Source organism: Thermodesulfobacteriota bacterium, assembly GCA_039028315.1.
Classification (GTDB): Bacteria; Desulfobacterota_D; UBA1144; order Nemesobacterales; family UBA2774; genus CR02bin9.
This window is the reverse complement of sequence record JBCCIH010000202.1, coordinates 1-3,922: the sequence shown is the minus strand read 5'-3', so window position 1 is coordinate 3,922 and position 3,922 is coordinate 1. Positions and strand designations below refer to the sequence as shown.

General features: G+C 40.6%; 5 protein-coding genes. 3 read left to right on the top strand and 2 right to left on the bottom strand.

All coding sequences use genetic code 11. The annotated features are described in order from the left end of the window. Positions 1-833, bottom strand: an 833-nt coding sequence (locus AAF462_10660; protein ID MEM7009584.1) for a hypothetical protein, incomplete at its 3' end; no start/stop codon positions are given. Between the two features lie 374 nt (positions 834-1,207). On the opposite strand from AAF462_10660, the gene AAF462_10655 reads away from it, so the two are divergent. Together AAF462_10655 and AAF462_10650 are read left to right on the top strand one after the other, a co-directional pair. Next, positions 1,208-1,663, top strand: coding sequence for a hypothetical protein (locus AAF462_10655; protein ID MEM7009583.1), 456 nt, complete (start codon positions 1,208-1,210; stop codon positions 1,661-1,663). Then, positions 1,657-1,854 carry a hypothetical protein gene (locus tag AAF462_10650; GenBank protein MEM7009582.1) on the top strand — a complete coding sequence of 66 codons (198 nt, stop codon included), beginning with the start codon at positions 1,657-1,659 and terminating at the stop codon, positions 1,852-1,854. Before AAF462_10655 ends, AAF462_10650 begins: the two co-directional genes overlap by 7 nt. Before the next feature lie 425 nt (positions 1,855-2,279). On the opposite strand, the gene AAF462_10645 is transcribed toward AAF462_10650, so the two are convergent. Beyond that, on the bottom strand, positions 2,280-2,708 hold the full coding sequence (locus tag AAF462_10645; GenBank protein MEM7009581.1) for a hypothetical protein: 429 nt from the start codon (positions 2,706-2,708) through the stop codon (positions 2,280-2,282). 236 nt (positions 2,709-2,944) lie between these two features. Here AAF462_10645 and AAF462_10640 point away from each other — a divergent pair. Then, positions 2,945-3,922: UvrD-helicase domain-containing protein (locus tag AAF462_10640; GenBank protein MEM7009580.1), on the top strand; the 978-nt coding region annotated here is incomplete at its 3' end.

The following is a 3,922-nucleotide window of genomic DNA, read 5'->3' as shown; positions in this document are numbered from 1 at the left end:
CCTTGAGCACCGTCGCATATGTCAATAAATCCTGCAGGTGTGTCTATACCTTGGTCTCTCATACCATTGTTATTTTCATCTAGATACGCAACATACCTTTTACCAGGACTATCTGGATTACCATCACAGTCATTTACAAACTCTAGAAACTCTAGAGCAAAAGGTGCACCTGGATCGCCTTGATCTCCCTTTTCTCCCTGTGGCCCCTGCTCTCCGTCTGAACCGTCTTCACCCGGAGGACCTTGTTCTCCTTGTGTTCCTGGATCTCCCTGGGGTCCTGGAGCGCCATCGGCTCCTTGCGGACCTTGTTCACCCTGTGGTCCCGGATTACCCTGTGGTCCAGGACTACCTTCTGGGCCTGTTGGTCCTTGAGGTCCAGTATCACCCTGCGGTCCTTGGGGACCCATGGGGCCTGATGGGCCTTGAGGGCCTTGAGCTCCATCATCTCCAGGATCACCTGGAGCTCCCGGGTCGCCCATCTCTCCCTCAGGTCCTTGATTTCCTATTGTAATACTCTCATTATCCATCTTTCTTGGTCCTGGGCCGCTCTTTATTACTAGTTCATAATCTCCAGCAGCGAGATTCTGTGGAAGCTCAACCTCCATTACGCTGCCATTATTACTTATTATATTGAGTGGTATACCGCCCAGAGTCGCGGTTGTGGGATTGGGTCCTATATTAAAATTCTCACCCGTGATAGTCATTTGGCTTATACTAAAATCAATAGATACAGTCACAATTGTTACTCGCGGTTTCTGCGCGAAAGCGCTTGATGCAACAAAAAGAAATACAGCTAATGACAACATAATTGATCTTAATAATATCGAACCCATAATATGCCTCCCCCTACTTTGGTTAGATAAATGCCTACTTCAATACAGACTACGCTAAGACCTCAACGTCATTGCAAACATTCGCCTTAGCCAATTCCGCACTACATATAAGAATGATTGAAACAGTTTATTACTGTATATATTTAGAGATATACTTACATATCTACCTACCAATATCTCAGGGTACCAAAATGCAAATATTTGTCAATAAATATTGCACTTTTGTGGGTTGGTGAGTCTTTTAGAATTTAGCTGACTAGTTTTACCCCTTACCTTCCAATTATGTGATGGTCCGAATTTATGACCGAAATAAATACTTTTGAACCTTTATATCTCTTAAAGCTACTTACTAGCAAAAGATAGGAGGCGTTTAAATGTATAAAAAATTAGTAAGAAACGCGGCCATAGAAGCAGCCCTAATTTTATTATTTATCCTGATAGGAACATTTTTGATTCTAATAAGCTCTTTAACTGCCAGCGCAGAGATCACGCGCGGATGCGCAGGGAAATTCAATATCGAAGTCCTAAACCCCTCTGGAGGGGATATCTACAAAAATTTGGATAGTTTTGAAGGCCGTGGGGCTTGTAAAAACAAGCATCATGGAAACACATGCAGAAAACGCGCTATGGATAACATCTTCAGATGTGCAAATGACTTATGGGATAACCGCTGGTATTTAATTGGCGATCCAAAAGACGGAAATCACGACATGATTTTGCCGGCAATCTGCAGAGGAGACAAAACTGGAGCCAGGAATGTTGGTTTTAAAACAAACCCTCATGGCCGCGGAACAGATATTAAATACTCTATGGAATACCATGCATGCTGAAACTTCAGCCCGGGGCAGGAGAGCTTACATTAAAACTCACAGTAAGTTCATCAGGTGACAAAGGCTGCGGGAAAAACCGCAATCCATATAACAAACTATATTGGGAAACAAGAACCTTAGAAGACAACTATATTGTTGATTGCAAGAAAGTGATACAAAAAGGATACTGCGCCACATGGACAGGTGGTTAATCAACCAACAATAATAACCAAGCTGACATGTGGAGGAGAAAGCCGTCATCTCTCTATAAATGAGGGATGGCGGCGCCATATTTTTCCACTAAGTTTAGATCTTATTACTTTCTTATGCGTCTTCTTCCTAGAATAACAGCAGGAATAAATGCATAGAGTAATAGTCCGAGAACACTCGATGAATCTGGTATTAGAGATTAGTAATGTAGTGCTATCAAGTAAAAGCGCGCCGCCCGCACCGTTGAAACTATCTATAACATGATTCATAATAAAAGCGATATTGGTAATAGAGATCCTAGGACCAAAATGAAGTATTGCGCCACTATTTGTAGCCCTCTTGTTTTCAAAGAAGCATGAATCTATTGTTAGATTTTCCCTATTATCTATAGCACCTCCACTATCAAGTGATGGGGCCTGACCATTTATTAATCTAAGATTAGAATTGCTACGGTTTTAACTGTAACGAAGCTTAGGTCAGTAATATTAAATATCCTGCTGTCATTAGCTGCTGTTGCATCAGCATCTATTGTGATTTGAGGTATTCTGCCTGTGTCAAAAGCAGGAACTGTGATTGTAATATCAGTTGATATAACTATCTCTCCATTAGCGTTTAAGATTGTTATAGTGCCGCTAAGTCCGTCTATAAAAACTATATCGTCAGGTCCAGGGTTAGTGATTTCATCATCTGCGTCTAGTATTGCCTGAAGAAGTGAGCCTGCGCCCGAGTCATCAAGATTTGTTACTGTGAATGTAGCAGCAAATGAATTGGCGGTTAGAAGTAGAAAGCAAAGAATAAAGCAGTCCTGATAAGTGAAAAGATAGCTTTCATCCTGTCCCCCTCTGGACTGAATCATATTATACAATTCTATATATTAAGAATTATTATCTTTCAACAAGCTTTACATGTCAATCCGCACAGACTTACGATTATCTCATTTAGAAGCTTGAAATGAATGATGTTCAATGATTAACTATTACTAGCTAGTTGGGGTTTGAAGTGCGTTCATCAGCCGCAGATATAGACAAGTTATTTTGAAGTCAATTCAGGTTTTTCTTCCCCGAAAATATAATTTTTGATTTATAATTAATTATGGCAACCGGTTCCAAAAACAATTTAAATGAGCCTCAATTACAAGCTGTTACTCACAAGGGCGGGCCTCTACTTGTTTTAGCAGGCGCAGGCTCTGGCAAAACCCGCATAATCACTGAGCGTATCGCATATTTAATAAACGAGCACAACGTAAGGCCCTATAACATTCTTGCTGTAACATTTACCAATAAAGCCGCAAATGAGATGAAGCAGAGAATATCTCAAGTAGTAGAGAACGATGCCAGAAATATCTGGATTGGTACCTTCCATTCAACCTGTGTTAGGATCTTAAAGAGAGATATTAATAAGCTCGAGGGATACTCAAGGGATTTTACTATCTATGATGACAGTGATCAGCTTAAGCTGATTAAAGACTGCATGGGCAGACTCAATATCGGGGAGAGACTTATAAGTCCTAAATCCGCCCGATCTCAAATTGACGGAGCAAAGAATAAGGGGTTTGGCCCTGATGCACCTGAAATGGGAGAATACGACAAAAATGTTCAGAGAATCTATTCTCTATATGAAGAAGAACTCAGGAAAGCAAAGGCATTAGACTTTGGCGATCTTCTTCATTTAGCTGTGAAACTTTTTGAAACAAATGACCAAGTACTTGAAAACTATCAAAACCAGTTTCAGCATATACTGGTAGACGAGTATCAGGACACGAATCATGTGCAGTATAAGCTTGTAGAGATGCTGTCCAGAAAGCATAAAAATATTTTTGTTGTAGGTGATGACAACCAGTCTATATACGGCTGGCGAGGGGCTGATATAAAAAACATACTAAACTTTGAAAAAGATTTTCCAAATGCCAAGATAGTAAAGCTTGAGCAGAACTACCGCTCCACTAAAACAATTCTTGGAGCTGCAAATGAGCTTATAACTAATAACAAGAGCCGCCATGAGAAGAACCTTCATACCGAGAACGAAACCGGGGATCAAATAAATTACTATGAGGCAAATGATGATAAGGAT